This is a genomic window from Sphingomonas aquatilis (assembly GCF_014196115.1).
In the GTDB taxonomy this organism is placed as follows: Bacteria; Pseudomonadota; Alphaproteobacteria; order Sphingomonadales; family Sphingomonadaceae; genus Sphingomonas; species Sphingomonas aquatilis.
On record NZ_JACIDB010000002.1, the window covers coordinates 434,662 to 461,347 of the forward strand.

Sequence of the window (26,686 nt, forward strand, 5' to 3'; positions counted from 1 at the left end):
CATATCACCCCACGTTCCACCCCGTTGTCCCCCTGTCGGAAAGTCACAAAAGTCACGCCGAAGCATGTGTTGTGCGGGCAGGGGGACGGGGTGGCTTTTACGCCTTGTGGTCGTCGACTTCCGAGAATTCGGCGTCGACCACGTCGTCCTTGGGCGCTTCGGCACCGGCGTCGCCCTGCGGAGACGCCTCTGCCGCCTGCGACTTTTCGTAGATCGCCTGGCCGAGCTTCATGGCAACCTGCGCGAGCGCCTGCGCCTTTTCGTTCATCTGGTCGGCATCGCCGCCCTCGACCGCCGCCTTGGCCGCGTCGATCGCCGACTGAATTTCCGACTTCAGCGAATCATCGACCTTGTCGCCATTGTCCGCGAGCTGACGCTCGGTGGTGTGGATCAGCGATTCGGCGTTGTTCTTCGCCTCGGCGCCGGCACGACGCTTCTTGTCCTCTTCGGCGAAGCGCTCGGCATCCTTGACCATCTGGTCGATGTCGGCGTCCGACAGACCGCCCGAGGCCTGGATGCGGATCTGCTGCTCCTTGCCCGTGCCCTTGTCCTTGGCGGACACGTTGACGATGCCGTTGGCGTCGATGTCGAACGTGACCTCGATCTGCGGCACGCCGCGCGGCGCCGGCGGGATGCCGACCAGGTCGAACTGACCCAGCAGCTTGTTGTCCGCCGCCATCTCGCGCTCGCCCTGGAACACGCGGATCGTCACCGCGCCCTGGTTGTCGTCGGCGGTCGAATAGGTCTGCGACTTCTTCGTCGGGATCGTCGTGTTGCGGTCGATCATCCGGGTGAACACGCCACCCAGCGTCTCGATGCCCAGCGACAGCGGCGTCACGTCGAGCAGCAGCACGTCCTTGACGTCGCCCTGCAGCACGCCCGCCTGGATGGCGGCGCCCATCGCGACGACCTCATCCGGGTTGACGCCCGTGTGCGGCTCCTTGCCGAAGAACTGCTTCACCGCCTCGCGCACCTTCGGCATGCGGGTCATGCCGCCGACGAGGACGACTTCGCTGATGTCGCCGGTGCTGACGCCGGCATCGGCGAGCGCCTTCTTCATCGGCTCGATCGTGCGCTTGATCAGGTCGTCGACCAGACGCTCCAGATCGGCGCGGCTGATCGTCTTGACGAGGTGCTTCGGGCCGTTCTGGTCGGCGGTGATGAAGGGCAGGTTGACCTCGGTCGACGCGGCCGAGCTCAATTCGATCTTCGCCTTTTCCGCGGCTTCCTTCAGGCGCTGCAGCGCGAGCTTGTCCTTGGTGAGGTCGATGCCCTCATCCTTCTTGAAGCCCTCGGCCAGATAATCGACCAGCTTGTTGTCGAAGTCTTCGCCGCCCAGGAAGGTGTCGCCGTTGGTCGCCTTCACCTCGAACACGCCGTCGCCGATCTCGAGGATCGAGACGTCGAACGTACCGCCGCCAAGGTCATAGACCGCGATCGTCTTGCCGTCCTGCTTCTCGAGGCCATAGGCCAGCGCCGCCGCGGTCGGCTCATTGATGATGCGCAGCACTTCGAGGCCTGCGATCTGGCCGGCGTCCTTGGTCGCCTGGCGCTGCGCGTCGTTGAAGTAGGCCGGTACGGTGATGACCGCCTGCGTGACCGTCTCGCCGAGATACGATTCGGCGGTTTCCTTCATCTTCTGCAGCGTGAAGGCCGAAATCTGCGACGGGCTGTAATCCTTGCCGCCGGCCGAGACCCACGCGTCGCCGTTCGGGCCGCGTGCGATCTTGTACGGAACCAGCTCAGTGTCCTTCTTGGTGATCGGATCGTCGAAGCGACGGCCGATCAGGCGCTTCACCGCGAAGATGGTGTTGTCGCCATTGGTGACGGCCTGGCGCTTCGCCGGCTGGCCGACCAGACGCTCGCCGTCCTTGGCGAAGGCGACGATCGACGGCGTGGTACGCGCGCCTTCCGCATTCTCGATCACCTTGGGCTTGCCGCCTTCCATCACTGCGACGCAGCTGTTGGTGGTGCCGAGATCGATGCCGATTACTTTAGCCATGTGTGCTTGCTGAGCCCCTCACGAACAAAAAAATACAAACGAGAAGGGAACCTTTTGCCCCGTTGCGGCGACGAAAGGTGCCCGTTGATGGGCGCGATATAGGTGGGGTTGCGCTTGCCGCAAGACGGGGCGGGCCATAGGAACTGCGGGTGAAACGATCCCGTTTCGGGAAGGGATATGGACATGCGACGGCGCGAGGCTTTGCGGGCGATGGTTCTGGCGGGCGTGATGGCCGCGGGTCTGTCGGGCTGTGGCGGACCGGATCGCGTGACCGCGGACGATGCGTGGATCCGCCTGCCCGCCGCGCCGGGGCGGCCGGGGGCGGCCTATTTCACGCTGCATGGCGGGCGCAGCGATGCGACGCTGATCGACGTCAGCGCCGATGTCGCGGTGCGCGCCGAGATTCACGAAAGCATGAGCGGCGCGGGCGGCATGGCGGGGATGAAGCCGCTGGCCAGCGTGGCGGTGCCGGCGGGGGCGAAGGTGGTGTTCGCGCCGGGGGGCAAGCATGTGATGCTGTTCGACATCAACCCGCGCGCGAAGCCGGGCAAGATCTTCAACCTGACGCTGAACTTCGCCAATGGTGGGCGGATGTACGTGCCTGCGACGATCGTGGGGCCGGCCGATCCGGCGCCGGATTTTTGAGGCGGGCGGGCGGCTTTTCCTTTCGTCACCGTAAATACCTCGTCACCCCGGACGTGTTCCGGGGTCCACTCCTCCGCAAGGGGATGGCTTGAGCCTCATAGCGGCCCCTCGCCGCACGGTGGACCCCGGAACACGTCCGGGGTGACGGAGTGGGTGGGGTGAGCGGGGGGCACGAGCAGACCCCCTCAGATCAGTCCCTGCGCCTTCAGGCTGACGTGGCCGCTGACCCCCATGATGATGTGATCGTGGACGACGATTCCCATCGGCGCGCCGGCGTCGGCGATGGCGCGGGTGATAGCCACATCGGCGCGGCTGGGGGAGGGATCGCCAGAGGGGTGATTGTGGACGAGGATGATCGCCGCCGACCCCAGGTCCATCGCGCGGCGGATCACTTCGCGAACGTGGACGGCGGCCTGATCGATCGAGCCTTCGCTCATCACCTCGTCGCGGATCAGCATGTTGCGCGTGTTGAGGTGGAGCACGCGGAAGCGTTCGATGACGTGATGCGCCATGTCGGCGCGCAGATAATCGAGCAGCGCCTGCCAGTTGCCTAGCACGGGGCGCTCGGCGACCTCCGCCTTCAGCAGCCGGATCGCGATGGCGTGCGCGATCTTGATCGCGGCCGCGGCGCTGTCGCCGACGCCGGGCACGCGGGCGAGCGCTTCCGGATCGGCGGTCAGCAGCCCGCCGATGCCGCCAAATTCGCGCAACAAGGCCTTGGCGATCGGCTTAGTATCGATGCGCGGCAGCGCTAGCGTGAGCAGATATTCGATCAGCTCATGGTCGAGAAGCGCGTCGCCGCCCCCCGCCAGCAGCCGCCCGCGCAGGCGCTTGCGGTGACCGGCGGTATCGTCAGGTGGCGGGGCGGGGGCCATGGTCTGCGATCCTATGGCGCGGCCGGAGCGGGTGCAACGATTGCGCCCGCGCTTGGCCCAAGCCTATGAAGGCGGTGATGGACGATGCCGCCCACCCGCCGCGCGAGACGCTGCCCCGCCGGCGAAGGGGCTTCGGTGCGTTCAGCCGGCGCCGCAGCATCGCGCTCGGCGTGGCGCTGGTGGTGCTGGCGGCGCTGATCGCGCTGTGGAGCGTGCGACGGCCGATCGCGGCGCGCGTCATCGACCGCGAACTGGCGAAGCTGGGCGTGCCGGCGCGCTATACGATCGACACCTTCGGGACGGGGCGGCAGCGGCTTAAGAATGTGGTGCTCGGCGATCCGGCCGACCCTGACCTCGTCGCCGACTGGCTGGAGGCGGAGACGCGGATCGGGCTCGACGGCGCCAAGGTGGTCGGCGTGCGGGCGGGGCATGTCCGGCTGCGCACGCGCTGGGTGGGCGGCAAGCTTTCGTTCGGGGCGATCGACCGGCTGCTGCCGACGCCGTCGGGCCAGGCGACGCCCTTCGCGCTGCCGGCGTTGTTCGTCGATGCCGAGGATGCGCGGCTGCGGGTCGAGACGCCGGCGGGCGTGCTGGGGCTGAAGGTCAGCGGGCGCGGGCGGCTGGACGATGGCTTTGCGGGGAATGTCGCGCTGGTCGGTGATACGCTGCGGCTGAACGATTGCGTTGCGCGCGGCGTGCAGGCGGCGCTGAGGGTGACGGTCGCCAAGGGCGCGCCGACGGTGGCCGGGCCGGTGCGGCTGGCGCGCGGTGCGTGCGGGACGAACAGCATCGCTAGCGTGGCGGCCGACATCGACGCGCGATTGTCGCCAGCGTTCGATGCGTGGCGTGGCTCGGCGCGGCTGGCGAGCGGGGCGGTGGCGGGGGCGGGTGCATCCGCCAAGGCGCTGAAGGGATCGGCGACGTTCGACGGCAATGCGACGGCGACCGAGGGGCGGGCGGACCTTGCCGCATCGGCGGTGCGTGCGCCGGGTGGTGCGGCGCGCACATTGGCGGTGCAGGGGCGTTACCGAATCGGGGCGGAACAGCTGTTTGCGGGTACGGTGACGGTGGCCGGCGGGCAGATCGCGCCGCGGATGCTGGCGGTGCTCGACGCCCGGACGGGCGCGGGATCGCCGGTCGCGCCGCTGGTGCGGCAGCTCAGCCTGGCGCTGCGCCAAGCGGGGCAGGCGATCGACGGCAGCGCCGATCTGGCGGTGCGGCAAGCGGGTGGCAGCGGCCAGCTGCGCGTGACGCGCGCGGCGCTGGCGGCGGCGAGCGGCGCGCGACTGCGGCTGGGGGGCGGCAGCGGCATCGCATACGGCTGGCCGCAGGCGCGCGTGCATATCGATACCGCGGTGCAGATCGCCGGCGGTGGCCTGCCGCAGGCGGACGTGCAGCTGGCGCAGGCGCGCGCGGGGGCGCCGATCCGCGGACGGGCGATCGTCGCGCCTTATGCCGCGGGTGGGGCGAGGCTGGCGCTGGCCCCGGTGACGTTCAGCGCGGGCAGTGGCGGCGTGACGCGGATCACGACGCGGATCGACCTTAGCGGGCCGCTGGGCGACGGGCGGATCGACGGGTTGCAGGCGCCGCTCGATCTCGACTGGGACGGGCGCGGGCGGCTGCGCGTCGACCCGGGGTGCGTGGCCGTCGCGATCCAGCGGCTCGCGGTGGCGGGGCTGGTGCTCGATCCTGTGCGGACGCGCGTGTGCCCGCGCCGTGGTGCGGCGGCGGTGGTGACGGTGGAACGCGGGCGGATCGGCGGCGGCGTGCGCCTGCCCGCGACGCGGCTGACCGGGCGGCTGGGCGGCACGCCGCTGACGCTGGCGGCGAGCGGCAGCGAGTTGCGGCTGGAGGATAACGGGTTCGCCCTGAGCGGCGTCGCGGCGCGGCTGGGCAGTCCGGAGCGTGTGACGCGGATCGATCTGGGGCAGCTGACCGGCCGGATCGCGGGTGGCGGTGTCGCCGGTCAGTTCGCCGGCGGATCGGGCCAGATCGGCAACGTGCCGCTGCTGCTGGGCGCGGCGGCGGGCGACTGGAACCTGCGCGGCGGCGTGCTGGCGCTGACCGGCGCGATGACGGTCGACGATGCCGCGCCCGATCCGCGCTTCAAGACGCTCGCGGCGCGCGATGTCACGCTGCGCCTCGCCGATGGCACGATCACCGCGGGGGGCACGTTGTACGAGCCGACGAAGGCGGTGAAGGTCGCCGACGTGCGCATCGTCCATCGTCTGTCGGCGGGGGCGGGCACCGCCGATCTCACGGTGCCGGGCATCGTCTTCACCAAGGATTTTCAGCCCGACCTGCTGACCCGGCTGACCTTCGGCGTCGTCGCCGAAGTGCGTGCGACCGTCACCGGCGATGCGCATATCGGCTGGACGCCCGACGGCGTCACCTCCACCGGCACCTTCGCGACGAAGGATGCGGCGCTGGCCGCGGCGTTCGGCCCGGTGTCGGGGCTGAGCACGACGATCCATTTCAGCGACCTGCTCAGCCTGGCGAGCGCGCCGGCGCAGGTGGCGACGGTGAAGACGATCAACCCCGGCATCGCCGTGACCGACGGCACGATCGTCTACCAATTGCTGCCCGAACAGCGCGTGCAGATCGACAGCGGCGTCTGGCCGTTCGCGGGCGGCACGATGACGCTGTTGCCGACGACGCTCGATTTCGCGCAGGCGGGCCAGCGGCGGCTGACCTTCCGTCTGGACGGGGTGGCGGCGGACCAGTTCCTCCAGCAGTTCGATTTCAAGAACCTCGACGCCACCGGCATCTTCGACGGCGAGCTGCCGATGATCTTCGATGACAACGGCGGGCGGATCGAGGGCGGGCGGCTGACGGTGCGGCCGGGCGGGGGCAGCATCGCCTATGTCGGCGACCTGACGCAGAAGGATCTGGGCATCTGGGGCAATATCGCGTTCCAGGCGCTCAAATCGCTGCGCTATCGCAACCTCACCATATCCATGAACGGCCCCCTGGCGGGCGAGATGGTGACCGCGGTGCGCTTTGCCGGAGTGACGCAGGGCGAAGGCGCGAAGAGCAATTTCATCGTCCGCCGGCTGCAAAAGCTGCCCTTCGTGTTCAACATCACGATCAAGGCGCCGTTCCGCGGGCTGCTGGACAGTGCGCAAAGCTTCTACGACCCGAGTCGCCTGCTGCCCCAGCTGATCGACCGCGAACGGCGCAAGGCGGTCATTCAGCCTCCCGCAAGCGCACCCGTGCCACAACCGAAACAGGATTGAAGATGGTGAAGCGAATCACGACATTGCGGATCGCGATGGGGATGGCCGGGATCGGTATGGCGGCGACGCTGGGCGGCTGCATCAACGTGTCCGCACCCGAAAAGCCGATCCAGATCAACCTCAACATCAGCGTCACGCAGCAGGTGGTGTACCGCCTGGACGGCGAGGCGAAGGCGCTGATCGACAAGCAACCGGGGATTTTCTGATGACCAAGACCATGATGATGATCGGAGCCGCCGCCGTGGCGCTGGCGGGCCTGTCGGGCGCGGCGTTCGCGCAGCGCGACCCCGCCTATGCGGCGGCGCGCGAGGCAAAGGAAGTCGGCGAACAGCCCGACGGCTATCTCGGCGTGGTGAAGGGCGGCCCTGCGATCCAGGCGCTGGTCCGCGACATCAACATCAAGCGCAAGGCGGCCTATACGCAGAGCGCGCAGGCCAATGGTTCGACGGTCGAGCAATTCGCCTTCACCACCGGCTGCAACCTCGTCGCGCGCGTGCCGGTGGGCGAGATGTACAAGACGCCGTCGGGCCAGTGGAAGGAAAATACCGGCACGCCGGAGCTGGACGGGCGGTGTAAGTGACGCGGTAGAGCCGCTGTCGACCCTCACCCTTCCCACCCGGCTGCGCCGGGCGGGCCCCTTCCCTCTCCCGCCGGGAGAGGGAGGGAGCGCCAAAGGCGCGGAAGGGTGAGGGCGGCGCAAGTGATCGCCCGAGGCGCGGACGAATCTGTGTTCCGTTCGCCCTGAGCCTGTCGAAGGGCGGCTCTCCGCAAGCGTGACGCTCGTGGCAACGCGCCCTTCGACAGGTTCAGGGCGAACGGTGGTTTGAGGACGCCCCTCCCCCTGGCGGGGGAGGAATTGCTTGTGGGTTACTCACCGGTTGACACCCTCGGCACCCCCACCTAAACGGACCACGCCTTGGCGGGATCGGTCGCCCTGCGCGCTTTCTCCCCCGGTTGAACGATACAGGCGAGGGGATGCGCGTGGCGGATGACGATACCGGACGAGACTTCACCAGCGCGGAGGATCCGCGGCTTTCCGCGCTCGACGAGCGGTTGAGGGAAGCCCGGCACGCCGAAGCGCTGCGGACGGGGCAGGGGGCGCCGACGGCCGATGCGGGATATTCGCTCGGCAATCGCGTGCTCGCCGCTTTGATCGGAAGCCTCGTCGGCAGTGCCCTGATCGGCTGGTGTATCGACCGTTGGTTCGGCACGACCCCATGGGCGCTGATCGTGATGCTGTTCCTCGGAATTGCGGTCGCGTTCAGGCAGATCTTACGGATTGCAGGCGAGCGCCCGGAGTAAACCGGGCGTTTGTCGTATCAGGGAGCGAAAGGCCACACGTGGCGGCAGAATCGGGCAGCAGAATCGATCCGATGCACCAGTTCCTGATCGAACCCCTGTTCGGTCGGCATTGGGTCGTCGCGGGATACGACATCTCGTTCACCAACTCCGCGTTGTGGATGGTCGTGACGCTGGTCAGCCTGTGGCTGTTCATGCTGGGCGGGATGAAGCGCGAGCTCGTCCCTGGCCGCTGGCAGGCCGCGGTCGAAGGCTTCACCGGCTTCGTGTCGAACATGCTGACGTCGAACGTCGGGCCGGCGGGCAAGCGTTTCGTGCCCTACGTCTTCTCGCTGTTCATGTTCATCCTGTTCGCCAACCTGTGGGGCCTGTCGCCGGTCGGCGTCGTGCCGGGCTGGCATCCGTTCACCGTCACCAGCCACCTGACCGTCACCGGCGTGCTGGCGATCATCAGCTTCTCGATCGTGCTGATCGTGGGCTTCGGCAAGCATGGCTTCCACTTCTTCAGCCTGTTCGTGCCGCACGGCACGCCGCCGCTGATGATCCCGCTGATCTTCATCGTCGAGCTGATGAGCTTCCTGGTGCGCCCCTTCTCGCTGGGTCTGCGACTGTTCGTCGCGATGACCGCGGGGCACATCCTGCTGAAGGTGCTGGCCGCCTTCGTGATCACCGGCATGAACCTGGGCGTCGGCTATGGCCTGCTCGTGTCGCTGCCCAGCTTCGTGCTGATGATCGGCATCACGCTGCTCGAGCTGCTGGTCGCCGCGATCCAGGCCTATGTCTTTGCGCTGCTGACGAGCGTGTATCTGAACGACGCCGTCAACCTGCACTGAGTTTCGTTTTTAGTTTCAACCCAACTGTTTGATACGGGAGTTTTGACATGGACGCAGAAGCCGCCAAGATGATCGGCGCCGGCCTGGCCGCGATCGGCATGGGCCTTGCCTCGCTGGGCGTGGGCAACGTGTTCGCCAAGTTCCTCGAAGGCGCGCTGCGCAATCCGGGTGCGGCGGACAGCCAGCAGGGCCGTCTGTTCATCGGTTTCGCGGGCGCCGAGCTGCTCGGCCTGCTCGCCTTCGTGACGATGATCATCCTGCTGTTCGTCGCCTAACATCGGATGCGTTCGCCGGGCGCATATTCGCGTCCGGCGGATCGTTCGAGGTCGCGCTAAAGGGTTTCGATGCCTCAGATTTCGCAGATCGCCGCCACCTACGCTTCGCAGATCTTCTGGCTGCTCATCACCTTCGGCATCCTGTATTTCGGGATCGGCAAGATGATGGTCCCTAAGGTCATGGCGACCGTGGACGCGCGTGAAGGCCAGATCGCGGGCGACCTTGCCGCGGCCGAACAGGCCCGCCTCGCCGCCGACCAGGTCGAAGCGGCCTGGCGCGCCAAGATGGACGAGGCGCGCGCTGCGGCGCATGCCGAGACCACCGCCGCCAAGGCGCAGGCGGTCAAGGCGACCGAAAGCCAGATCAAATCGATCGACGTCGAACTCGCCGAACGTCTCGCGCATCACGACCTCGCGGTCGGCAATGCCAAGGCGCAGGCGATGCTGAACCTGCAGGCGGTTGCCGCCGAGGTGACGCAGGATCTGGTGGCCAAGGTGTCGGGCCTGACCGTCGGCATCGATGCCGCCGCGGACGCGGTGCGTAGGAGCAACGCGCATGGCTGAGGCCGCCCCCCAGAACACGCCGGCCGGTGATGCGGGCGATGCCGCCGTCGCCGCCAATCTTGCCGATGCCGCGACCGCGCAAGGGTTGCAGACGCAGAACGTGCGGGACGGCAGCCAGCTGACCGCCAACGTCTCCGAACCCGCGGCGCATCACGTCGAGGAGCCGAAAGCGCTTGGCCTGAACACCACCGGCTGGGTCGGGATCGCCGCGCTGGTCGTGCTGATCGGCATGCTGTTCGTGAAGGTGCCGGCAAAGATCGCCGCAAGCCTCGACAAGCAGATCGCCGGCGTGCGCGCCCAGCTCGACGAAGCCAAGGCGCTGCGCGCCGAGGCCGAGCGGCTGCGCGGCGAATATGAGGCGAAGGCCAAGGCCGCCGAAGCCGACGCCGCGACGATGCGCGCGCATGCCCAGGCCGAGGCGAACCAGATCATCGCCAAGGCCAAGCACGATGCGGAGGAGCTGATGGCCCGCCGCACCAAGCGCGCCGAGGACAAGATCGCCGCCGCCGAACGCGCCGCGATTGCCGAAGTCCGCGCGCTGGCGGCGGAGACCGCGTCCAAGGCGGCAGCGCTGGTGATCGCCGAAACGCTCGACGCCGATGCCGATCGCGCGATGATCGATCGCTCGATCGCCGGATTGGGCCGGCCGAACTGACCTCTCGATCCTCCCTCGCGTCAGCGGGGGGAGGGGGACCGCGGCCGACAGGCCGTGGTGGAGGGGGCGTTTCCGCCGGCGCGGCGCCTGGATTGGGCACGGCGGGCCTCACCGTATCCTCCCCCTCCGTCAGCGCTGACGCGCTGCCACCTGCCCCTGGCAGGGGAGGACTGTCTTTTCCGACGTGCGTCTCTTCACGGGTTTCCGGCGCCGTCCCATCTGTCCGAGCCCGCACAGGAGCAATCCGATGTCGTGGCTTATCCTCGCAATCGCCGTCTTTACCGAAATCTGCTGGGCGCTCAGTCTGAAATGGGCGGCGACGCTGGCGACGTGGCAGGCGTCGGCGGTGCCGATCGTGCTGTCGTTCGTGAATATGGGGCTGCTCGCGCTGGCGATGCGCGGCTTGCCCGCCGGCACCGCTTATGCGGTGTGGACCGGTTGCGGCGCGGTGGGTGTGATCATCGGCGGCGTGCTGCTGTTCGGCGACAAGGTGAGCCTGGTGCAGGCGTGCTTCATGGCGGTGACCGTGGTGGGAATCGTGGGGACGAAGCTGTTCGCGCAGGCGTGAGGGGCGATGGCCCCACCCCTGCCGTCACCCCGGACTTGGTCCGGGGTCCACCCCGCGGCGAGGGGATGGCTGGAGCCGCTTGCCGCCCCCTTATGGCCCGGTGGACCCCGGGCCAAGTCCGGGGTGACGCGGGGAGTGTGGCGCGGTACACATCTCGCATGCGCCACGGCGCGAGGTGAGGTGTAGCCATGTCGATCCTGCTGTCGTTGCTGTTGATCGGAACCCAGACGCAGGCGGCGGACCGTGCGGGGAAATTCTCGCTCGACATCCCGGCGGACGAGACGGTCACCGCCCCGGCCGAATCCAAAGCCGCAACCGAAGACGCGCCGAAGCCCGAGGCGCAACCGGTCGAGGCCAAGCCCGATACCGCGAATGAATCGCCGCCGGCGCCGACGGACGCGCTAACCCCGGCGGCAGCCGCACCGGCATCCCGCGCGCATTTCTCGCTCGACACGCCGATCGTCGACCTGCTCGCCGACCCCCGCGCGAAGGCGGTGCTCGATACAGATATGCCGGGCCTGAGCGACGATGAGAATCTGTCGAAGTTCCAGGCGCTGTCGCTGCGCCGGCTCGCGCCATTGAGCGGCGGGCAGATGACGGCGGAGCTGATGGGTAAGCTCGCCTATGATCTCGCCGCGCTGGGCGGTGGCGCGCCGCCACCGGTGTCGCGCAAGGGACTGCCGAGCGGGCGTTAACCTCTAGCCCCGACCCCGGCCGACTCCTACATGGGCCGGCATGTCGTCCTACGGTCCGCCCGATCGATTCAACGAAGAACGCGCCACCTACGCCGTCCGCGGATCGGATATCCCCGATATTGAGGCGGGGGTCGCCGCGATCCGTAACGTGTTGCAAACGCTGCCGACGCGCTCCGGCGTCTATCGCATGCACGATGCCAAGGGCGACGTGCTGTACGTCGGCAAGGCGCGCTCGCTGAAGCAGCGCGTGGCGAATTACACGCAGGTGAAGGGCCTCACCAAGCGGCTGCAGCGGATGATCGCGCAGACGCGGTCGATGACGATCGTCACGACGAACAACGAGGCGGAGGCGCTGCTGCTCGAGGCGCAGCTCATCAAGCGCTATCGCCCTGCCTACAACGTGCTGCTGCGCGACGATAAAAGCTTCCCGTTCATTCTGCTGCGTGGCGACCATGATTTCCCGCGCGTGCAGAAGCATCGCGGGGCGCGGCGGGCGCCGGGCAATTACTATGGGCCGTTCGCCAGTGCGGGCAGCGTCAACAACACGCTGAATGCGCTCCAGAAGCTGTTCCTGCTGCGCAGTTGTACCGATGGCTTCTTCAAGACGCGCGACCGGCCGTGCCTGCTGTACCAGATCAAGCGCTGCTCGGCACCGTGCGTCGGGCGGATCGACAAGGACGGGTACAAGGAGCTGGTCGACGACTGCCGCGACTTCTTGGCCGGCAAGTCGACCAAGGTGCAGGCCAAGCTCGGCGCGCAGATGCAGGCGGCGGCGGAGAATATGGACTTCGAACTGGCCGCGCTGCTGCGCGACCGGTTGAAGGCGCTGACGTTCGTGCAGGGCACGCAGGCGATCAATGCGGAGGGCGTGGGCGATGCCGACGTCTTCGCGCTGGCGTGCAAGGACGGGGTGATCGGCATCCAGGCGTTTTTCATCCGCGGCGGCCAGAATTGGGGGCATCGCAGCTTCTTCCCGCAGCACACCAACGACGTGCCAGAGGATGAGGTGCTGGCGAGCTTCCTCACCCAATTCTACGAAGAGGTGCCGCCGCCCAAGACGATCCTGCTCGACCGCGAGCTGGGCGAGGGCGCGCTGCTGGGCGAGGCGCTGGGCGAGCGCGCAGGCTATAAGGTCGCGCTGTCGGTGCCCCAGCGCGGCGACCGGCGCCGGCTGATGGATCAGGCCAAGCGCAATGCGATCGAGGCGCTGGAGCGGCGGCTGGCGGAGAGCACGACGCAGGCGAAATTGCTGCGCGAGGTGGCGGAGCTGTTCGACCTGGGCGACCCGCCCGACCGCATCGAAATCTACGACAACAGCCACATCCAGGGCAGCAACGCCGTGGGTGCGATGATCGTCGCGGGGCCGGAGGGGTTCCGCAAGGGCCAGTATCGCAAATGGAACATCAAGGGGAATGAGGCGGCGACCGACAGCGACGTCGGCATGATGCGCGAGGTCTTCCGCCGCCGCTTCGCCCGCCAGCTGGAGGAAGCGCCCGACCGTGACGACGGGACATGGCCCGACCTCGTCCTGATTGACGGCGGCAAGCCGCAGCTGGGCGCGGCGAAGGCGGTGCTGGAGGATCTGGGCATCGAGGACGTGTGCCTGGTCGGCATCGCCAAGGGCCCGCACCACGGCCGCGAGGGGCGCGAGGTGTTCCACCTGCTCGACGGGCGCGAATTCCAGCTGCCGGTCAATGCGCCGGTGCTGTTCTACCTCCAGCGGCTGCGCGACGAGGTCCACCGCTTCGTCATCGGCGCGCATCGCGACAAGCGCGCGAAGGCGATCGGCGCAAGCCCGCTGGACGAGGTGCCCGGCATCGGCCCCGCACGCAAGAAGGCGCTGCTGATGCACTTCGGCACCGGCCGCGCGGTGCGCAACGCGAGCCTGGAGGATTTGAAGAAGGCGCCGGGCGTGTCGGCGGGCGTCGCGCAGCAGGTGTACGACTTCTACCACGCGCGGTGATGTAACTCCCCCCGTCACCCCGGACTCGGTCCGGGGTCCACTAGGCCGCTAGGGGGCGGTAGAGCCTCTAGCCATCCCCCTCGCCGCAGAGTGGACCCCGGACCAAGTCCGGGGTGACGAAGAAGAGCGATACGTGCTCTTCCACCGCATCCTCATCTTTTCTGCGTTGCCGCTGCACCGTGGGTCGCTAGACTGATCGATATCGGGGGCGGGGGTCATCCGGGGGTGATCGCTTGCACCGTTCGCCCTGAGCCTGTCGAAGGGCCCGTCGCCGCGAGCGTCATGCTTGGGGAGGGGCGTGCTTCGACAGGCTCAGCACGAACGCGTGTGGTGTGACGTCATCTGCTTTTGGGATGGCAGGGGGGATTATGATGAAGATGCGGCGACTGGCGCTGGTGGCGCTGTTCGGGTCGACCAGTTGGGCGGCGCAGGCGGCCGACAAGGTGCTGTACCAGCCGGTGCCGGCCTGGGTGAAGCCGGCGCCGGCGGTCGATCCCGCCAGCGTCACGCCAGATTCGCCGGTGCTGATGGTGCTCGACAACCAGCAGCGGCTGGAGGGCGGCACGGTGTGGCAATATACCGATACCGCGACGCGGATCGCGACGGCCGAGATGCTGGGGCAGGCGGGGACGGTCAGCCTGCAATGGCAGCCGGCGGCGGGCGACCTGATCGTCCACCGCGCCGAGATCATCCGCGGGCCCGAGCGTATCGACCTGCTGAAGGCGAACGCGGCTGGCGCCAAGGCGGGGTTCGACGTGCTGCGTCGCGAACAGAAGCTGGAACAGCGCCAGCTGGACGGCATGCTGACCGCGACGATGGCGGTGGAGGGCCTGCGCGTCGGCGATATCCTGCACGTCGTCGTCTCGATCACGCGCAAGGACGCGGTCTTGCAGGGCGCGATGCAGGGCTTCCAGCCGCTGCCGTCGGCGCCGCTGAAGATCGGCTATGCGCGGGCCCGCGTGCTGTGGCCGGCGACGGATCAGGTGCGCTGGAAACTCTATGCCGAGGCGCCCAAGCCGGTGGAGAGCGTTGCCGGCGGCTATCGCGAGATCAGCGTGCCGCTGCCGCTCGCCAAGCAGCCCGACCTGCCCAATGACGCGCCGGTGCGGTTCCAGCGGCTGGGGCTGCTGGAGGCGACGAGCTTTGCCGACTGGGCGGCGGTGTCGAAGGTGATGGCGCCGCTCTATACGACCGATGGGCTGATCGCCGCCGATCCGGCGCTGTCCGCGGAGGTCGCGAAGATCAAGGCGGCGAGCAGCGACCCGATGCAGCGCACCGCGGCGGCGCTGCAACTGGTGCAGGAACAGGTCCGCTATCTGTTCAACGGCATGGACCAAGGCAATTACAAGCCGCAGAGCCCGGCGCAGACGTGGCAGCTGCGCTACGGCGACTGCAAGGCGAAGACCCTTCTGCTGCTGTCGATCCTGCGGGCGCTGGATATTGAGGCGGAGCCGGTACTGGCGAGCAGCAAGCTGGGCGATCTGCTACCCGATCGCCTGCCGACGCCCGGCGCGTTCGACCATATCCTGGTGCGCGCGAGCGTGAACGGCGAAACCTTGTGGCTGGATGGCACCGATGCCGGCGCCCGGCTGGCCGACTTGCGCGATACGCCGCCGTTCCGCTGGACGCTGCCGGTGCGTGCGGCGGGGGCGCCGCTGCTCGCGCTGCCGATGCGCACGCCGGCGCGGCCGCATATCGAGGCGACGATCGATCTGGATGAGAGTGCGGGTGTCGATCTGCCGGCGGTGCTGACCGCGACGGTCAACCTGCGCGGTCGCATTGGCCAGATGCTGCAGGCGGCACAAGCGCAGGCGAGCCGCGAGGATATCCGCAAGATGGCGGACAAGATGACGCAGGGGATCATTGGCTCCGCGACCGTGGTCGATCGCACGCTGAAATATGACGCCGCGACGGGCCTGGCCACCGTGACCGTCACCGGCATCGCCTATCCCGACTGGAATCGCGTCGATCAACGCTATCGCAGCGTGATCGACCGGACGGTGGCGGGCATGACCTTCGAACCCGATCGTGCGCGCGCGGCCTGGGCGGCGATGCCGGTCGCGACGGGCGACGGGGCCTATTATCGCAGCCTGACCCGTATCCGCCTGCCCGATAGCGGCAAGGGTTATACGTTGGAGGGCGATCGCAGCTTCGCCAAGCCGATGGCGGGGGTGACGGTGACGCGGACCGTCGCGGAGGCGAATGGCGTGGTGACGATCGACGACCGCTCGGTCCTGTCGGGCGCCGAAGTGCCCGCGAACGAGATCGCCGCCAATCGGGCCGCGATCAGCGCCGCCAAGAACCGGTTGCTGAGCGTCGTCGCGCCCGCCGATCTGCCCAACCTGCCCGCCCGGGTGGAGGCGACGAAACGCGCCGGTGGGTTCGCCAAGCTTGCCGCGCTGTACGATCGCGGCGTTGCCGACCAGCCCGACGAGGCGGAGGTCTATACCAATCGCGCCTGGTTCTATGAGCAGACGTACGACCGGCCCAAGGCGATCGCCGATCTGACGCGCGCGATCGCGATCACGCCCGATGCCAGCACCTATACCCGGCGCGCCGCGCTGTATCGGCAGACCGGCGACCTCAGCAAAGCGTTCGCCGATCTGACCGCCGCGCGCGGCATCGACCCGTCGGACGACGATACCGTCGAGGCGCTGGCGACGCTGCGCGCCGATCGCGGCGAAAAGGACGCGGCGATCGAGCTGGTGCAGGAACGGATCGATGCGGGCGGCAAGAGCAAGCCGGGCATGATCGCGCTGAAGGCCGACGTGCTCGCGCGCACCGGCGACATGGACGGCGCGATTGCGGCGATCGACCAGGCGGTGGCGGCAGGGCCGGGTAATCCACGGCTGCTCAACAGCCGATGCTGGATCAAGGGCACGCTGAACGTCGCGCTCGATACCGCATTAAAGGATTGCACGCGCTCGATCGAGCTGAGCGATTCGACCACCGCGGCGCTCGACAGCCGGGCAATGGTGTTCTTTCGCATGAACCGCTTCGACGATGCGCTCGCCGACCTCAACGCCGCGCTCGACAATGCGCCGGGGCTGGCGGCGAGCCTGTACATGCGCGGGCTGATCCTGGGGCGGCAGGGCAAGGCCGAAGGCAAGGCGGACCTCGCCGCCGCGCGCCTGATCAACCCGCGGATCGACGAGGATTACAAGCGCTACGGCATCCAGCCGTGATGGCCCTTGCCGCCACGCGGGAGGGTGACCGTTCCGAGTCGCCCTCCGCGATCAAGCGGGTCCATGATGGTGGTTTTGCGTGATCGGCGCATGGCAAGCCGATGGTGGGGCGACGCAAGAGCGGCCGAGACATAATTTGTTACGGCCATTTTGGTCTGAAATATGATCCGGCCTAGGCATTTGTTCATCGGCGGCGGATAGGGCGGAGGGGATGACGACCTCCGTCTTCCTGACCGTCGATGTCGAATTCGCGTGGCGCCATTATGCCGCGGGATATGACGTCGATACGATCTATGCCCGTTCGATCGAGCCGGCGGGGGTGGGGCTGTCCTTTCAACTGGCGCAATTGGCCCGCCACGGGCTGAAGGCGTGTTTCTTCGTCGATCCGATGCCGGCGCTGGTCTTCGGCATCGATCCGGTGCGGCGGATGGTGGAGACGATTCTGGCGGCGGGGCAGGAGGTGCAACTGCACATCCACCCCAATTGGCGCGGGGCCGACGAGAGCGATCGCAAGACCCGTTACGGCCGGTTCCAGCTGCACGAATATGGCGCCGACGAACAGCGCGCCCTGCTCGTCACCGCGACCGAGCTGCTGGTCGCGGCCGGCGCACCGCCGCCGATCGCGTTTCGCGCGGGCAGCTATTCCGCGAACGACGACACGCTGCGGGCGCTCGCCGATCTGGGCTTCGTCTATGACAGCAGCCACAATGGCGGCGAGGCGCAGGTGAGCCGCATCCGGCTGGCGCCGACGCAGATCGCGCCGGTGATGCGCGAGCTGGTCGAGGTGCCGGTGACGGTGATCGAGGAATTGCCGGGGCGGCTGCGCACATTCCAGCTGTGCGCGCTGTCGCGGCATGAGGCGGCGGCGGCGCTGGATCATGCGATGGCCGAGGCACATCAGGCGGTGACGATCGTCAGCCATGGCTTCGAACTCGCCAATCGGGCGGGCACGCATGCCAATGCCGTGCATGTCCGGCGCTTCGATGCGCTGTGCCGGCGGCTGGCCGAATGCGCGGCGGCGTTGCCGACGCGGCATTTCGCCGACAGGCCGGTATTGGCCCTGGATGCGGACGACCGGCCGCTGGGCCCCGCCTTGTGGCGGCGCCGGGCGCGGCAGGCGGAGCAGGCCTGGTCGAACTGGGTGTCGGAACGGCGCCGGTGAGCGCAATTCGCTTGCGCTTTCAGGTGGGTGCGCGGACGCTCGCCACGGTGCGGCGCGATCTGGTGCGCGTGCCGCTGGCGCTGGATGACGTGCTGGCCGGAGCGCTGCCGGCGTTGCCGCCGGCGCAGGGCGATGGCTATCTGGTGACCTCGCTGCCCGCGGCCCTCGCCGCTGCGCTTCCCGCGAGCGGACGGATCGTGCGGGAGCGCCAGCGCTACACGCGCTATTATACCGACCTGTCGATCGGGCATGCGGCGTGGCTGGCGAGCCTGTCGGGATCAGCGCGCGCGACGCTGCGGCGTAAGACCAAGAAGGTGGCGGCGACGGGGATGGCGGTGCATACCTATCGCGACGCGGCGGACTTCGATGCCTTTCACCCGATCGCGCGCGGCATTTCGGCGCGAACCTATCAGGAGCGGTTGCTCGATTCGGGCCTGCCCGCCGCGCCCGAGGCGGTCGCGCGGCTGCGCGCCCTGGCGGCGGCGGATGGCCTACGCGCATGGCTGCTGCTCATCGGTGGAGCGCCGGTGGCCTATCTGTGCTGCACGGTCGAGGGGCATGCGCTGCGCTACGATTATGTCGGTCATGATCCGGCCTTTGGCGATCTGTCGCCGGGCACGGTGCTACAGGCGGCGGCGTTCGAGGACCTGTTCCACGATCGGTTCGCGCGATTCGATTTCACCGAAGGGGAGGGGCAGCACAAACGGCTGTTCGCGACCGGCGGGGTGGAATGCGTCGACCTGTTGGTACTGACGCCCACGCTGTCCAATCGCGCGACGCTGGCGGCGCTGGCGGGGTTCGATGGTGCGGTGGCGGTGGCGAAGCGGGCGATGGGCCATCCGCGGCTGCTCGCGCTGGCGAAAGCGGTGCGGCGGTAAAGGAGAATTGCCACGCCCTCACCCTTCGGCGCTGCGCGCCTCTTCCCTCTCCCGGTGGGAGAGGGAGGGAGCGGCGAAGCCGCGGAAGGGTGAGGGTCGGTACGGCCCCCCGGTTGACCCCCGCCGTGCCACGCCCCATCTCGCGGACATGCAACATTCCACTACCGATCTCGATCGCGCGCTCGGCTTCGCGATCCCCAGCCGCTCGGCGCGCGGCCGCGTCGTGCGGCTCGGGCCGGCGCTCGACAGCGTGCTTGCCGCCCACGCCTATCCCCCCGCGATCGAGGCGCTGCTCGCCGAGGCGCTGACGCTCGCCGCGCTGATCGGCTCGACGCTGAAGGACCCGAGCGGCCAGCTGACGATGCAGACGCGCACCGAAAACGGCGTCGTCCGCCTGCTGGTGTGCGACTATCGCGGTGGCGAGGTGCGCGGCTATATCGATTACGACGCGGACAAGTTCGCCGAAATGCCGGAAAAGCCGACGCTGTTCGCGCTGTTCGGCCAGGGCTATCTCGCCATCACCTTCGATCTTGCCACCACCGGCGAGCGCTATCAGGGCATCGTGCCGCTGGACGGTGATACGCTGGCGCAGGCGGCCGAAAGCTATTTCGTTCAGTCCGAGCAGATCCCGAGCCTGGTCAGCGTCGGCATCGCCCGCGACGGCGAGGGGCATACGGTTGCCGGCGGCCTGTTCCTCCAGCACCTGCCCGAGGGCGAGGTGGGGCGCGAGCGGCTGCACACGCGGCTCGATCACCCCGAATGGGAGCATGTCGAGGCGCTGGGCCGCACGATGGGGGTCGACGAACTCGCCGATCCGGCGCTGCCGCTCGAGACATTGGTCTGGCGCCTGTTCAATGAGGAGGAAGAGGTGCGCGCACTCGCCTCGACACCGCTGTCGCGCGGCTGCCGCTGCACCGGCGACTATATCGCCAGCGTGCTCGCGAAATTCACGCCCGAGGAACGGCGCGAGATGGCGGACGAGAATGGGCTGATCCAGGTCGATTGCGCGTTCTGCGCGACCAAATTCCCCATTCCGGCGGATGCGGCCGCGGTGGCGTGAGCCATGGGGCGAATCTGCACCGGATGGTAAGGATTTCCCGCTAATACAGGCGTGTGGATGCTTCAGCGTCGCACGCTTTTCTCCCTAAAAGGGCGCTTGCGCCCTTCCCTTTGAGGCCCGCGCCCCCCGTGCGGGCCTTTTCTTTTGGCCGCGATTCGCCTAGCGGGCGGCGGATCATGATGAACCAGAACCAGGCCGCACCGTTGGCCGTCGTGCTCGTCTCCGGCGGGCTCGACTCGATGATCTCCGCCGCCAGCGCGCGCGAGCAGGGGTATCGCGTGCTCGCGCTGTCGGTGGATTATAACCAGCGCCACCGTGTCGAGCTGGCGGCCGCGCGCCGCGTCGCCAATATGCTCGGCGCCGAACGCCACATCATCCTGCCGCTCGACCTGTCGGCCTTCGGCGGATCGGCGCTGACCGACGATATCGCCGTGCCCAAGGACGGCGTCGGCACCGAAGAGGGCGGCGGCATTCCCGTCACCTATGTCCCTGCGCGCAACACGATCTTCCTCAGCCTCGCGCTCGGCTGGGCGGAGGCGGCGGGCGCGCGCGACCTGTTCATCGGCGTCAACGCGCTGGATTATTCGGGCTATCCCGATTGCCGGCCGGAGTTCATCGCGGCGTTCGAAGGGCTGGCGGAGATCGCCACCAAGGCGGGCGTCGAGGGCCAGCGTTTCACGATTCACGCGCCGCTCCAGCATATGACCAAGGCCGATATCGTCCGCGAAGGCCAGCGGCTGGGAGTCGACATGGGGCTGAGCTGGTCGTGCTACGATCCCGCGCCGGGCGGCGTGCATTGCGGAACCTGCGACAGCTGCCGCCTGCGGTCCAAGGGGTTCGAGGACGCAGGGATTCCCGACCCCACGGTCTACGCCGTCCGGGTGTGATGCGATGAGCTATGCGGTCAAGGAGATGTTCCTCACCCTGCAGGGCGAGGGCGTCAATGCGGGCCGGCGCGCGGTGTTCGTGCGCTTCGCCGGCTGCAATCTGTGGAGCGGCCGCGAGCAGGATCGGGCCACGGCGGTCTGCCGTTTTTGCGATACGGATTTCGTCGGCACCGATGGCCTCGGCGGCGGCAAGTTCGCGGATGCAGGCGCGCTGGCCGCGGCGGTCGCGGGCTTCTGGGGCGCGGGGCAGACGGATCGCTTCGTCGTGCTGACCGGCGGCGAGCCGATGCTGCAGGTCGACGATGCGCTGGTCGATGCGCTGCATGATGCGGGCTTCCGCATCGCGATCGAGAGCAACGGCACGCTGCCCGTCCACCCCGGTATCGACTGGGTGTGCATCAGCCCCAAGGCGGGGAGCGTGGTGGTGCAGCGATCGGGCGACGAATTGAAGCTCGTCTGGCCGCAGCCGGGCACGGACATCGACGCGATCGAAACCTGGGACTTCGCGCACCGCCTGCTCCAGCCGATGGACGATGTCGCCGGCCAGGCGAATGTCGACGCCGCGATCGCGCTGGTGATGGAACGCCCGCACTGGCGGCTGTCGCTCCAGACGCAGAAGCTGCTGGGATTGCGATAGGGGCGGGGGCGCCCTCGCTTTTCACGAACCGTCATTCCCGCGGAGGCGGGAATCCAGACGCGCAGGTCTTCGAAAGAACCGCAAGGTTGGCGGTTCTGGATCCCCGCCTTCGCGGGGATGACGATCGGGATGGGGCGGCGGCGAAGGGCACCGACGGCCAGTTGCATCGGAAATCTATCTCGGACCATGTCCGGGTGACGGAGCGGGCGGGGTGAACCGCGCCCGATCCCCTTAGCGCTGCGCCGTCTCGGTGCCCTTTGTCGTGGCGGCGACCGTGGTCGGGGCGGCGGGCGGCCAGGCGAAGGCGCCGCACTTCTTGGTCACCCATTCGCCCTTCTTGTTCCAGCAGATCGGGTCGAACCGCGGCTTGGAGGCGTAATCGCGGCCCAAATAGCGCTGGAAATGCTGTTCGCCGTAGGGGGTCAGGCTGTTGCGCAATTCGCGAATGCGCGACAGCGCCAGCGGGCCGAAGCTACCACGCGGCGCGAAGACGGCGTCGCGGCCGATCTCGCTGGCGGTCTGGCAGAAGTTGAGCTGGGCGGAGACGGTGGCGAAATTCGAATAGGTGCGCGTGCCGAACTGGTCGAGCGCGTTCTGCCCGTCGCGCGGGGTCTTCGACGTGCGGGTGAAATATTTCGTCAGCGTCTGCCAGACACCGGCGAGTTCGTCCTTATGGTCGAGCAGCACCGCATTGTAGTTTTCGCGCGTCAGCAGCGTCGGTTCGAACTGGCATTGTAGCGCCGCGACATTCAGCGCCGCGCGCAGGTTCCACGCCATCGCCGCGCGCAGCTCCACCGGGGTGGCGCCGGGCAGCACCTGGCCCAGATTGGCCTCCGTCCCCGTCACTTCCTCGCCGTGATAATCGTGCGATCGCAGGAAGAACTGCGCCGACGCGGGCGCCGCCGCCACCAGGCTGGTCGCCGCGCATCCCAGCGCGAGCCCCATCCGCAACTTACTCATCTGAACCCATCCTCGCCGAAGCAATATCGGGCAATTCTAGATGGTTTTGGCGGGCGACCCAATCCCTGATTAAGCATGTTCCGCCAAATTTCGTCGCGAATGCGCCAAAGCGTTGCCCCGTTCGGCCATGGGTCTGTGCCAAAGCTCTTGCCGTGCGCGCCGATACGAAAACGGCCGCCCGGTTGCCCGGACGGCCGTTTCGCAAATGAAATAACCCGAAGCGGGAAATTACATCGCGTTCGTGGTCGTGGTGGTGTTCGACATCATCATGGTGTCGTTCGCCATCATGGTGTCGTTGGCCATCATGCCACCGTTCGACGCGCCGTCGACGGCGGTCATGTTGTCGCTCATGGTGCCCATGTCGTCGGTCGAGTTCATGTCGGTGACCATGGTGTTCTCGGTGGTCGTCTCGGTCTTCGGGCCGCAGGCCGACACGGCGAGAGCGGCGCCGGCGATCAGCGAGCCGGTCAGGATCTTGGAGATGGTTGCACGCATTGGAAGCTCCCTAGAATAGGATTTGGACGGCTTGCTGGCCCTTTAATTCCCAAATCACGGTAGACATTAATCGCATAACGGCCCGCCCTCAAGCCTCGTTTTCTCCCCGGGGGGATGCGGGGCAGGCGAGGGAGGACAGGAAGGCCGGGGCGGTCAACGCGAGGGCGGCGTCAAAGGTTGCGAGATCGGCGTTGCGTTCCAGGGCCTTAAGGCTGGTGACGGGGAATTCCGGCAGGCCGCAGGGCACGATCCCCCCAAAATGGGACAGGTCGGGCGCGACATTCACCGCGAGGCCGTGGAGCGTGATCCAGCGGCGCACGCGCACGCCGATCGCGCCGATCTTCGCCTCGGGGCCGCCGTCCGTCGTCCATATGCCGACGCGCCCCTCGACGCGGAACGCCGAGACGCCCAGTTCCGCGAGCGCCGCGATGACCCAGCCTTCGACGCCATGGACGAAGCAGCGCACGTCCTTCCCGCGCTGGCCGAGATCGAGCACCATATAGACGATGCGCTGACCCGGCCCGTGATAGGTGTATTTGCCGCCGCGGCCCGTCGCGACGACCGGGAAGCGCGCGTCGATCAGGTCGCCGGGCGCGGCGCTGGTGCCGGCGGTGTAGACGGGCGGGTGTTCGAGCAGCCAGATCAGCTCGCGCGCCTCGCCCGCCAGGACAGCGGCGGCGCGCGCCTCCATCTCGGCCAGCGCCACGTCATAGGGGGTGAGGCCGGGCGACACGCGCCATTCGATGCGGCCCCCGTCTATAGCGTTGGAATGCATCGTGCCGACGTCGATCTCGCTCATTGTCGCCATGTGTGGCAGCGGCGGCACGCTGGCAAGTCGTGCGGGACCGGTTGCGAGTGGCCAAGCCGCGGACGTTGGGCTAGTCCGGCGCGCGAACCGCGAAGGGGGCGAGCCGATGGTCAAGATGGGTGACGTGTGGGACCGGACCAGCGAGGTGCTGGGTGGGCGTGGCGGCATGCTGGCCGGCATCGCGATCCTGACCGTGTTCGTGCCGGGCGTGATCAATGCGGCCTATACGTCCTATGCGCCGGCCGGCGCCCTGCGATCGGCGATCGTCGTGTTGCTGCTGATCGCGGTGACGATCGCGTCGATCTGGGGGCAGCTGGCGATCATCGCCGCCGCCACCGATCCGGCGACGACGCGCCCCGCGGCGCAGCGGCAGGCGACCGAACGGCTGCTGCCCGCACTGGGTGTGATGCTGGTGCTCGGCATCGTCGCCACCATCGCCTTCCTGCCGGCGATCGTGCTGCTGGTGATGTCGCACCTGGACTTTGCCGCCATGGCGAACGGTACGCCGCCGGCCAGCCCCGAGGCGTCCGGGCCGCTGCTGCTCGCCGGCCTGTATATGCTGGTCGCCTTTGTCGTGCTGCTGTTCGTCGGCGCGCGGTTGCTGCCGCTGTACGCGGTGGTGCTGCGCGAGCGGCTGGGGCTGGGCGCGATCGGCCGCGCCTGGCGGTTGACGCGGCGGCATACGTGGCGGCTGGTCGGCGCGGTGCTGTTGTTCATGATCGTCGTGATGATCGCGAGCTGGGCGGCGCAGGCGGTCGCAGGCCTCGTCACCGCACTGGTGCTGGGCGGCGATGCCGTGGCGACGGTGCGGTTCGTCGGCACCGTGGCGGCACAGGCGGCATCGACCGCGCTGACGCTGGTGGCGATCGTCTTTTCGGCGCAGGCCTATGTCGCGTTCGTCGCGCGCGACGCGATGCTGCGGGCGCGGGCCGCGGCGTGAGGATCACGCTTGCCGCCTTGCTGAGCGATGCCTGGGTGCTGTTCCGGCGTGAGGCCGACGTGCTGGTGCGCGCCGCCGGCCTGTTCCTGTTCGTGCCGACCTATGCGCTGTTGCTGCTGGTCGGGCCGCTGCCGTTCCCCGATCCGGATATCGCCGACACGCAGGCGCGCGCGCAGGCGTGGATGGACAAATTGGACGTCTGGGTCGGCGATTACGGGCTGGGCTCGGTCGTCGCCTATGCAATCACCTATTTCGGTACGGCGCTGCTCTATTGCCTGCTGCTCGACCGTGCCCGGCCGACGGTGGGCGAGGCGCTGAAGCGGACCGCGGTGATGTTTCCGCGTTACCTGCTGGCGATGGTGGTCGTGTCGATCCCGTCGGGGGCGGGCATGTATCTGCTGCTGCTGCCCGGCCTGTGGCTGATGAGCCGCTTCATGCTGGCCGGCCCGATCCTGTTCGCCCAAGCGCCGGTGGGGGCGATGGCGGCGGTCGGCCGATCGTGGCGGCTGACGCGCAAGGCGCAATTCTCGCTGCTCGGCGCGATCGTCACCGTCTATCTGGGCGCGGTGCTGGCAGGCCAGCCGTTCATGCTGGTGGCGCGCTGGCTGGGCGGTACGGCGGCGGAGGGCGGCGGGGCCAATCCGCTGGCCGTGGCGATCGTCCATGCGTTCGCGGCGGGCGTGGCGACGCTGGCGCAGATCGCGGGCGTGTTGATCGCGGTCGCGGCGTATCGGCGGGTGTCGGTGGCTGACTAACCTGCCCTGAGCGGCCACGCCCTCACCCTTCCCACGACCTTCGGTCGCGGGCCCCTTCCCTCTCCCGGCGGGAGAGGGAGGGAGCGGCGCAGCCGCGGAAGGGTGAGGGCTGGGGCCCTGGGCTTGCGTTTTTATGCCGCGGTGAACACGCCGCACGCGATGCGGCCGCCGCTGTTGCCCGACGGATCGGTCATCAGATCGTCGGGGCCGGCGTGAACGACGATCGCGGCGCCGTCGGCATCCAGCATCTGCGCCATGGTCGCGCCGGGCACGGTCATGCCGATCGTGCCGCGGCCGGCGCTGTCGACGATCAGATTGGGCAGATCGCCCTCGTGGGGCCCTTGCGGGTTCATGCTGCCGTGCTTCATCGCGGTCGGGTTCCAGTGGCCCCCCGCCGTGGTGAAGTCGGGCGCGTCGCAGCGGCCGACCGTATGGATATGCGCGCCATGCGTGCCGGCGGGCAGGCCCTTCACGTCGAGCGTATAGCGGATGCCGCCGGCCACTTCGGTCGCGGTCGCGCGGCCGGCATCGGCGCCGGTCGCGGTCTTCAGCATCGCGACAGCGCGCGCGCCGCCGGCGACGGGGCTTCCCACCGCCACCTCGTCCTTGGGGGCACAGGCGGCCAGCGCCGCCGTGGACAGGCCGAGGATCAGCATCGCGCGCATCGGAATTCTCCCTGAAAGTTGTCCGGTTCTTACCCGGCCGAACCCGGCAGCGACAGTGCCGGTTCCGCCGCCGTCACCAGCGGCCAGCGGGCGACGGGTTCGTAGCTCGCGCCGCCATGGCCCAGGTGGCTCTGGTACAGCACGATATGCGGGCAGGCGAAGTCGGCGCTGGCAAGGCCCGCATGCACCGCCAGCCAGCCCTCGATCTCGGGCGCCATGCCCGCACTGCGCGGCAGCCGGGCGAGCGTGATGTGCGGCAGATAGGCGCGGCGTTCCGGTGCCAGCCCGGCGCGCACGCACGCCTGATCGACCTTGCGCGCCAGATGGCGCAGCGCGTCGTGCGGGGCGAGGCCGGCCCATAAGGTGTCCGTCCGCCCCTTGTGCTCGAACCGCCCGACGCCCGCGATCCGCACCACGGGCGCGGGCGCATGGATGCTGCCGAGCGCCGCCGCGACGTCTTCCGCCTGCGGCCGGTCGACCTCGCCGAGGAAGCGCAGGGTGCAGTGCAACTGCTCGTCATCCTGCCAGCGCGCATGCGGCACGCCGCCCATCGCGGCGATCAGCGATTCACGGATGGCGCGGGGCGGGCGGAGCGCGACGAAGAGACGCAACATGATGAACGAAAAGCCCTTTGTAATGTTCTG

27 protein-coding genes are annotated in these 26,686 nt (G+C 68.4%); 20 read left to right on the forward strand and 7 right to left on the reverse strand.

Features of this window, described 5'->3' with window-relative positions; translation table 11 throughout:
• Positions 1-97: 97 nt before the first annotated feature.
• On the reverse strand, positions 98-2,002 hold the full coding sequence (gene dnaK / locus GGR47_RS08155; RefSeq protein WP_063686388.1) for a molecular chaperone DnaK: 1,905 nt from the start codon (positions 2,000-2,002) through the stop codon (positions 98-100).
• A 183-nt stretch (positions 2,003-2,185) separates the two neighbouring features.
• Here dnaK and GGR47_RS08160 point away from each other — a divergent pair, with 183 nt between their 5' ends.
• Entirely contained in the window at positions 2,186-2,647 is a 462-nt protein-coding gene (locus tag GGR47_RS08160; RefSeq protein WP_231292054.1) for a copper chaperone PCu(A)C, read from the forward strand.
• Positions 2,648-2,832: 185 nt separating this feature from the next.
• Here GGR47_RS08160 and radC read toward each other — a convergent pair whose 3' ends face one another.
• Positions 2,833-3,522 carry a RadC family protein gene (radC, locus tag GGR47_RS08165; protein ID WP_147037052.1) on the reverse strand — a complete coding sequence of 230 codons (690 nt, stop codon included), beginning with the start codon at positions 3,520-3,522 and terminating at the stop codon, positions 2,833-2,835.
• A gap of 65 nt (positions 3,523-3,587) precedes the next feature.
• Here radC and GGR47_RS08170 point away from each other — a divergent pair, with 65 nt between their 5' ends.
• From GGR47_RS08170 to queE, 17 genes are all read left to right on the forward strand, one after another.
• Entirely contained in the window at positions 3,588-6,758 is a 3,171-nt protein-coding gene (locus tag GGR47_RS08170) for an intermembrane phospholipid transport YdbH family protein (RefSeq protein WP_183949496.1), read from the forward strand.
• A gap of 2 nt (positions 6,759-6,760) precedes the next feature.
• Positions 6,761-6,964, forward strand: a complete 204-nt coding sequence (locus tag GGR47_RS08175) for a YnbE family lipoprotein (protein ID WP_017980004.1) — start codon at positions 6,761-6,763, stop codon at positions 6,962-6,964.
• The gene (locus GGR47_RS08180; RefSeq protein ID WP_147037444.1) at positions 6,964-7,338 is read left to right on the forward strand and encodes a YdbL family probable chaperone protein; all 375 of its coding nucleotides are present in this window, start codon (positions 6,964-6,966) and stop codon (positions 7,336-7,338) included. The genes GGR47_RS08175 and GGR47_RS08180 overlap by 1 nt, the downstream gene beginning before the upstream one ends.
• 395 nt (positions 7,339-7,733) lie before the next feature.
• Positions 7,734-8,060 (forward strand): AtpZ/AtpI family protein, encoded by a 327-nt coding sequence (locus GGR47_RS08185; RefSeq protein WP_017980002.1) that lies wholly within the window; start codon positions 7,734-7,736, stop codon positions 8,058-8,060.
• Positions 8,061-8,098: 38 nt separating this feature from the next.
• Positions 8,099-8,890: a F0F1 ATP synthase subunit A gene (locus tag GGR47_RS08190; RefSeq protein ID WP_017980001.1), complete on the forward strand. Its 792-nt coding sequence runs from the start codon at positions 8,099-8,101 to the stop codon at positions 8,888-8,890.
• A 47-nt stretch (positions 8,891-8,937) separates the two neighbouring features.
• The gene (locus GGR47_RS08195; protein ID WP_038662560.1) at positions 8,938-9,165 is read left to right on the forward strand and encodes a F0F1 ATP synthase subunit C; all 228 of its coding nucleotides are present in this window, start codon (positions 8,938-8,940) and stop codon (positions 9,163-9,165) included.
• Positions 9,166-9,234: 69 nt separating this feature from the next.
• A complete protein-coding gene (locus GGR47_RS08200; RefSeq protein ID WP_017979999.1) occupies positions 9,235-9,729 on the forward strand; it encodes a F0F1 ATP synthase subunit B family protein in 495 nt (164 codons plus the stop codon).
• A complete protein-coding gene (locus GGR47_RS08205) occupies positions 9,722-10,384 on the forward strand; it encodes a F0F1 ATP synthase subunit B family protein (RefSeq protein WP_147037279.1) in 663 nt (220 codons plus the stop codon). The genes GGR47_RS08200 and GGR47_RS08205 overlap by 8 nt, the downstream gene beginning before the upstream one ends.
• Positions 10,385-10,631: 247 nt before the next feature.
• Positions 10,632-10,952 (forward strand): DMT family transporter, encoded by a 321-nt coding sequence (locus tag GGR47_RS08210; protein ID WP_017979997.1) that lies wholly within the window; start codon positions 10,632-10,634, stop codon positions 10,950-10,952.
• 188 nt (positions 10,953-11,140) lie between these two features.
• Positions 11,141-11,647 carry a hypothetical protein gene (locus tag GGR47_RS08215; RefSeq protein ID WP_147037278.1) on the forward strand — a complete coding sequence of 169 codons (507 nt, stop codon included), beginning with the start codon at positions 11,141-11,143 and terminating at the stop codon, positions 11,645-11,647.
• A 40-nt stretch (positions 11,648-11,687) separates the two neighbouring features.
• Positions 11,688-13,610 (forward strand): excinuclease ABC subunit UvrC, encoded by a 1,923-nt coding sequence (gene uvrC / locus GGR47_RS08220; protein WP_147037277.1) that lies wholly within the window; start codon positions 11,688-11,690, stop codon positions 13,608-13,610.
• 368 nt (positions 13,611-13,978) lie between these two features.
• Positions 13,979-16,795, forward strand: a complete 2,817-nt coding sequence (locus tag GGR47_RS08225; protein WP_147036926.1) for a DUF3857 domain-containing protein — start codon at positions 13,979-13,981, stop codon at positions 16,793-16,795.
• A gap of 211 nt (positions 16,796-17,006) precedes the next feature.
• Complete coding sequence (locus GGR47_RS08230) at positions 17,007-17,957, forward strand: polysaccharide deacetylase family protein (protein ID WP_147036927.1); 951 nt, start codon at positions 17,007-17,009, stop codon at positions 17,955-17,957.
• Positions 17,954-18,835, forward strand: coding sequence for a GNAT family N-acetyltransferase (locus tag GGR47_RS08235; protein ID WP_244305206.1), 882 nt, complete (start codon positions 17,954-17,956; stop codon positions 18,833-18,835). The genes GGR47_RS08230 and GGR47_RS08235 overlap by 4 nt, the downstream gene beginning before the upstream one ends.
• Before the next feature lie 148 nt (positions 18,836-18,983).
• The gene (hslO, locus tag GGR47_RS08240) at positions 18,984-19,895 is read left to right on the forward strand and encodes an Hsp33 family molecular chaperone HslO (protein ID WP_147036929.1); all 912 of its coding nucleotides are present in this window, start codon (positions 18,984-18,986) and stop codon (positions 19,893-19,895) included.
• Positions 19,896-20,071: 176 nt separating this feature from the next.
• Entirely contained in the window at positions 20,072-20,782 is a 711-nt protein-coding gene (gene queC / locus GGR47_RS08245) for a 7-cyano-7-deazaguanine synthase QueC (RefSeq protein ID WP_147036930.1), read from the forward strand.
• A gap of 4 nt (positions 20,783-20,786) precedes the next feature.
• The gene (gene queE, locus GGR47_RS08250) at positions 20,787-21,419 is read left to right on the forward strand and encodes a 7-carboxy-7-deazaguanine synthase (RefSeq protein ID WP_147036931.1); all 633 of its coding nucleotides are present in this window, start codon (positions 20,787-20,789) and stop codon (positions 21,417-21,419) included.
• 231 nt (positions 21,420-21,650) lie between these two features.
• Here queE and GGR47_RS08255 read toward each other — a convergent pair whose 3' ends face one another.
• The 3 genes from GGR47_RS08255 to lipB form a co-directional block, all read right to left on the reverse strand.
• Positions 21,651-22,379 (reverse strand): hypothetical protein, encoded by a 729-nt coding sequence (locus tag GGR47_RS08255; RefSeq protein WP_244305208.1) that lies wholly within the window; start codon positions 22,377-22,379, stop codon positions 21,651-21,653.
• A gap of 228 nt (positions 22,380-22,607) precedes the next feature.
• Positions 22,608-22,874: a hypothetical protein gene (locus tag GGR47_RS08260; protein WP_147036932.1), complete on the reverse strand. Its 267-nt coding sequence runs from the start codon at positions 22,872-22,874 to the stop codon at positions 22,608-22,610.
• An 88-nt stretch (positions 22,875-22,962) separates the two neighbouring features.
• Complete coding sequence (gene lipB, locus GGR47_RS08265; RefSeq protein ID WP_183949497.1) at positions 22,963-23,673, reverse strand: lipoyl(octanoyl) transferase LipB; 711 nt, start codon at positions 23,671-23,673, stop codon at positions 22,963-22,965.
• Between the two features lie 115 nt (positions 23,674-23,788).
• Here lipB and GGR47_RS08270 point away from each other — a divergent pair, with 115 nt between their 5' ends.
• Both GGR47_RS08270 and GGR47_RS08275 read left to right on the forward strand, forming a co-directional pair.
• Positions 23,789-24,622 carry a DUF7847 domain-containing protein gene (locus GGR47_RS08270; RefSeq protein ID WP_147036933.1) on the forward strand — a complete coding sequence of 278 codons (834 nt, stop codon included), beginning with the start codon at positions 23,789-23,791 and terminating at the stop codon, positions 24,620-24,622.
• A complete protein-coding gene (locus tag GGR47_RS08275) occupies positions 24,619-25,377 on the forward strand; it encodes a hypothetical protein (protein ID WP_147036934.1) in 759 nt (252 codons plus the stop codon). The genes GGR47_RS08270 and GGR47_RS08275 overlap by 4 nt, the downstream gene beginning before the upstream one ends.
• Before the next feature lie 131 nt (positions 25,378-25,508).
• Here GGR47_RS08275 and GGR47_RS08280 read toward each other — a convergent pair whose 3' ends face one another.
• Both GGR47_RS08280 and thpR read right to left on the reverse strand, forming a co-directional pair.
• A complete protein-coding gene (locus GGR47_RS08280; protein WP_043060171.1) occupies positions 25,509-26,042 on the reverse strand; it encodes a superoxide dismutase family protein in 534 nt (177 codons plus the stop codon).
• Positions 26,043-26,071: 29 nt separating this feature from the next.
• Positions 26,072-26,656, reverse strand: coding sequence for an RNA 2',3'-cyclic phosphodiesterase (gene thpR, locus GGR47_RS08285; RefSeq protein ID WP_147036935.1), 585 nt, complete (start codon positions 26,654-26,656; stop codon positions 26,072-26,074).
• Between the last annotated feature and the right edge of the window lie 30 nt (positions 26,657-26,686).